The sequence below is a fragment of the Methanobrevibacter sp. genome (assembly GCF_030539665.1).
In the GTDB taxonomy this organism is placed as follows: Archaea; Methanobacteriota; Methanobacteria; order Methanobacteriales; family Methanobacteriaceae; genus Methanocatella.
In genome coordinates this window covers 1-4,943 of record NZ_JAUNXR010000013.1, presented here as the reverse complement: position 1 = coordinate 4,943, position 4,943 = coordinate 1, and the positions used below count along the sequence as shown (strand labels likewise).

The 4,943-nt window shown below is 32.9% G+C and carries 5 protein-coding genes; 1 reads left to right on the top strand and 4 read right to left on the bottom strand.

What is annotated here, in order from left to right:
* Nucleotides 1-321 precede the first annotated feature (321 nt).
* Nucleotides 322-1,314, top strand: a complete 993-nt coding sequence (locus Q4P18_RS08515) for a glycosyltransferase family 2 protein (protein ID WP_303337873.1) — start codon at nt 322-324, stop codon at nt 1,312-1,314.
* On the opposite strand, the gene Q4P18_RS08510 is transcribed toward Q4P18_RS08515, so the two are convergent.
* The 4 genes from Q4P18_RS08510 to Q4P18_RS08495 all read right to left on the bottom strand — a co-directional run.
* Complete coding sequence (locus tag Q4P18_RS08510; protein WP_303337871.1) at nt 1,303-2,730, bottom strand: flippase; 1,428 nt, start codon at nt 2,728-2,730, stop codon at nt 1,303-1,305. The genes Q4P18_RS08515 and Q4P18_RS08510 overlap by 12 nt on opposite strands.
* A gap of 85 nt (nt 2,731-2,815) precedes the next feature.
* Complete coding sequence (locus Q4P18_RS08505; protein ID WP_303337869.1) at nt 2,816-3,673, bottom strand: phosphorylcholine transferase LicD; 858 nt, start codon at nt 3,671-3,673, stop codon at nt 2,816-2,818.
* Nucleotides 3,674-3,691: 18 nt separating this feature from the next.
* Nucleotides 3,692-4,735, bottom strand: coding sequence for a phosphorylcholine transferase LicD (locus Q4P18_RS08500; RefSeq protein ID WP_303337867.1), 1,044 nt, complete (start codon nt 4,733-4,735; stop codon nt 3,692-3,694).
* The coding region (locus Q4P18_RS08495) for a hypothetical protein (RefSeq protein ID WP_303337865.1) at nt 4,735-4,943 on the bottom strand (209 nt) is incomplete at its 5' end. The genes Q4P18_RS08500 and Q4P18_RS08495, both read right to left, overlap by 1 nt.

Here is a 4,943-nt window from a genome sequence, read left to right as displayed (position 1 = left end):
ACATTGAAATAATAAACATAGAACACTGTTTTCTTATGTAATGTAAAGAAACATTATGAAATCAACTTTAAATTATTTTAAAACAGTAATTATGATATAATTAATATATAATTAGATGATATTTTTATTTTTTATAATATAAAAAGACACGTCTTTATGAATTCGATTAAGTAGATATCTCACTTTTAAATCTTTTTTACTTCTTTTAACTACATTTAATCCATTTAATCTTTTTTTAAAAGAAACAATTTTTTTCGGTATACATTCCAATGTTTCTTTACAAAACATACTGATTCTTCTGTTAACCTTTGGAGGACTGTAATGAAATATAAGATATCCGTTATAATGCCTGTTTACAATGCTGAAGACACTATAGGTGAGGCAATAGATTCAATTGTCAATCAGACTTTCGGTTTTGAAAATATTGAACTTATTCTGGTTGATGACAACTCAACAGACAATTCCTGTGATATCATCAATGAATATTCAGACAAATATGACAATATCATCCCGTTTTTCTCTGATGAAAATCATGGTTTTCCAGGATTTGGAAGAAATGTTGGGATTAATCTTGCTTCTGCCGATTATCTGATGTTTATTGACAATGATGATGTCTACACTCCTGATTTTTGCAGAAGGGTTTATGACAAGGCTATTGAAGGGGATTTCGATGCTGTGGCCTGCTGCTATCTGGAAGTCTTTGATACTCATGAAAACAGGGTCTGCAACGGCGATGGTCTCTATGAGGGCCATAGATTACTTTCAATTAAGGAATCAATAATCTGGAATAAGATCTATAGAAAATCAATCATTAAGGACAATGACATCTATTTCGTTGAGGATATGATAAACGAGGATTCACTGTTCACTCTGGAGTTTTTCCTGAATTCTGAATCGATATTCTATATCAGCGATTTCATCGGATATGAGCATATCTATAGGGATTCTTCACTATCGTTAATCACCTATAAATCAGCCGTTGATTTTTTAAACTCCTATTGCAGCATCTACAATCTGTTTAAGAGATATGATCTTGAGGATATAAACCATCATATGAAAGGCCGTGTTGAAGGAACTTTAAAAAGAGCAATAGCTATGGATGGAACAAAAAAGGAAATAAAGGATGTTTTAAAGAGATTGGATAAGTTTCAAAGAAAAATAGGTTTTGATGAGAATTTGGATAATAAATTTCTAAATAGAATCAATAGAAAATTGATAAATGGTGACTTCAAGAGTTCCTATCATAATGTTTTGCTTCTAAATAGACTATACAAATCTGGTTTTGTTAGAAAAGTAGCCAATTCAATTTCCTAGAATCTGTCTTATGATGTACTTGTCCCCATCATCAAATGTTCTTGTAAGAATAAGGAATATGATGTAAATTGCAATGCTAACGGGAATAGCTATCCACATGTTTAATTTTAGATAAAACAGGACAATTCCCAAACCTGCTGAGGAGATGCAGATTTTGACTATGTCGAAGACAAGATGCCTTCCAGGAAGAAGATCTAATTTTTTAAGGGCAATTGAAGCCAATACCAGAATTAGCATGTCGCTTAATACAGTAGCTATTGAAGCTCCGATATATGAATATTTTGGAATCAAAAAGAAATTCAGGACAACATTGAATACTGCAGCAGCCAAATAGATCTTTGTCACTGAATACTCCTTGTGGGAAGCGTTCAAGGCTGTGGATGCTGCACCGTTAATGAACAGGAAACATACTGTCCAGATCAATATTTGCAAGACAACACCTGCCTGATCGTACTGGTGGCCATAAATGAACTGTATGATGTCAGTTGAATAGAAAAGACACCCGATGCAAATTGGAACGGTAACCATTGTAAGGTACTTTGTGGATTTCTCAAAACTTGCCACAAGCAATGAGCTTTCGCTCTTGTAGAGTTTGCTCATTACAGGAAAGATTACAGCAGTGTAGATTCCATAGAACAATGTCAAAACGTTGATTAGCTTATATGTAGCGTTGTAGATACCTGTTGCAAAGTCCCCAACCATCTGGGTAAGCATTACAATGTCAATTGAATAGTAGATAGTATAGAAGATTCCTGTAAGTGCAAATGGAATTCCCCAAACAAGCAATTTCTTCCAGAAATCGAAGTCAAATTGGAATTTCGGCCTGATGATGTGCTTTAAAAGGGCATAGGTGGTGTATCCTAAAAATATGACATTTGCAATAACATAGGCCCAGCTTATTCCCTCCAATCCAGTGTTGAAATAGATTGCAACAACAATCAGGACAAAGGAGAATACAGCAAGCAAGATATTGGCTATCCCCTGGTAGATTCCCTTTTCATGAGCCTGGAAAACCCCATGGAACAGGCCGGTGAAATTCTTCAAAACGCACTCCAAAACAAACAGCATCACTACATAGATTACAAGATTGGAACTGTTCCAGACAACAAGAAGGATATAGATGATTACAAAATATCCGATTGACAGCAGAAGCTTCAAGGGTATTGCATTTCCAAGATACCTGTCTGCAATGTCATAATCGGTAGCTATGCTTCTTACAACATGAGTATTTATTCCTAAGTCACAGCAGACAGCAAACATTCCAGATAGGGAAATCGCGAAACCAAAAATACCATAATCGCTCACACCAAGATATCTGGCTATTAAAATTGTCCAGAAGAACGCCAAAATGCTTGTGATAACCTGGGATATTGCAAGCCAGCTCATATTTTTGAAAATTAGTCTTATCTTGTTCATGATTTCCCGATTAAAAATTAATTGTCTAATTATTAATGTTGATTTTAATATTATTTAAAATAATGTTGTAGCTATTATTTGATGATTAGTAATTTCCAAAGTCAATATCTGAAAAGCAATGGTTTACTCTATCTTCAACTGGAGGCAATTTCATATAATCTCCATACAATCCAGTTAAATAGGTGTCGTAGTCTTTAGGCACCGTTACTGTTATTTCTTCAAATTTTACCTTTTTAGGTGGTTTGAAAATATCTTTTGGAACAATGTTTAATGTAGAATAAGGTGTGCTCAAATTGGCCACATTTTCAGTTTCCTTTTTACGAGTGCTATTGATTAAAGATTCTCCTCTCTTTTTAATAAACTCATTGTCAATTCCAATAATGTCAAACAGTTTTTTCATCAATCTTCCAATTGTCTGCTTTTTTTCAGAAACATAAATGTCATTTAAGCTTATTTCATATAGGAATAATATCTTTCTAAATAACTTGTATTTTAAATCAAATATTTTTCTTTCAAAAAATCCTTCGGGAATATTGTCCAAAACAAAAATGTCTATGCTGATTCCTAAATTAAAATCAGTGTTTCTGTCATATCCCCTTTCAAGGTTGGTTCCTTTCAAATTGATTTCACAGTAATTGCGACAGTAATAATCTCTGGTTTTAGAGCTTATAAATTCAAATTGGTCACTTTCATAAGTCTCCATCACTTTAATGAATCTATCATAATCCTCTCTTAAAAGGATTACGTCAACGTCATCGTCCCATGGGATAAAACCTTCATGTCTAATTGCTCCTAGAGCAGTACCGCCATCTAAAAAGTAAGTGATTTCATTTTCATCACAGATTCTGACGAATTCCTTTAAAATCATCAATTCCAAATCTTTGATTTTTTGCAAATCTTCAGGATCATATTCCTTTAAAGTTTCCTCTTTGGTTATAATCATATTTTCACTTTTAAAAACTTATTTGCAGTTGAAATATGTGCTGTTAATCTTTTTTAGACAATCAATACTTTTTCGGAATGTTTTTTCCATTTCTTCTTTTGATTGGAATTGTGTTTGTATGAATTTTTTAAGTGAATGGTTGTCTATTGTGTTTGGTATTTCCATGTATCTTTTCCCAAATGATTCTTCCAATACGTGTGCTATGTCATTTGGGCATTTGAAGTCCATTCCTTCAAATTTTACTGTTTTTAATGGAAAGATTTTGTCAGTTTTGTAGATGTATATTGGTGAGGTGTTTATCACATCCAATGAATCTGTGAGATACTTGGTTTTTTCATCGGTTAGTCCTGTTTCCTTTTTCATTTGTTCTAGTCCTTCTTTGAATGTGATGTTTCCTCTTTTTAGTTCTTCATTGAATCGATATTTTGTAATCATGTATTTTTTGTTGAATAGATCGATTTTGTCTTCTTCTATGTAGTCTTTTGGGAAGAAATCGATTTTCAGGTAGGGTTTCATCCATGCAAATTGTAAAAACGAGAATTTCTTAAGGCTTATGAGATTAGTTTCATCATTTAAATCATAAACGCTTCTAAAATCATTGAAATGGTTTTCTCCATTTTCAATTATTAAGGACAATCCACAGTTTTCCTTTAATTCAGGGAATTTGTCTATTTCTTTTGGTAGAACTTCAATTAGCTTGTTGTAGTCTTTTCTCAATATTGAAAGATCAATATCATCATCCCATGGAATGAATCCTCCATGCCTTACAGCTCCTAAAAGTGTACCATAATCCATCCAGTAATCAATATCATATTTTCTGCAGACATTGTCGATAAATTTGAACAGTTCAAGGTATAAAAGTTGAATGTCTCTTGCTAAACCTTTCATTTTAATGTCGCAAGATGTAAATAGAATATTTAGCAATTCCTGATGTGATTCCATTTGCTTAGATGTCTTTGAACCGCTTCTTAATTTGTCTGCTGCTGATAAAAAAAAGTTAAGGACTGAAGAGTTGTATTTGATAAAATCAGGAAGTTTGCCATATAATCTTTCAAAATCCATTATTTCACTTCTTTTTTATTGGTTTTTACTAAATAGTATCTGTATGCTTCAAACATCTTGCAAATCATCGAATATGGCAAAAATCCATAAGTAAACGAAAGTAGTTTCCCTTTCCAGTGCCTGTGGTCTTCGATATATATTTCATCATCTGTAAATGGTGTCTTTTTGGCATATTCATCGAATATTGGCCTTAACGGATGGTTTTCAG

Coding starts and splice junctions, on each gene's coding strand:
- Q4P18_RS08510 (WP_303337871.1), bottom strand. CDS start 2,730: ATGAACAAGATAAGACTAATTTTCAAAAATATGAGCTGGCTTGCAATA.
- Q4P18_RS08505 (WP_303337869.1), bottom strand. CDS start 3,673: ATGATTATAACCAAAGAGGAAACTTTAAAGGAATATGATCCTGAAGAT.
- Q4P18_RS08515 (WP_303337873.1), top strand. CDS start 322: ATGAAATATAAGATATCCGTTATAATGCCTGTTTACAATGCTGAAGAC.
- Q4P18_RS08500 (WP_303337867.1), bottom strand. CDS start 4,735: ATGGATTTTGAAAGATTATATGGCAAACTTCCTGATTTTATCAAATAC.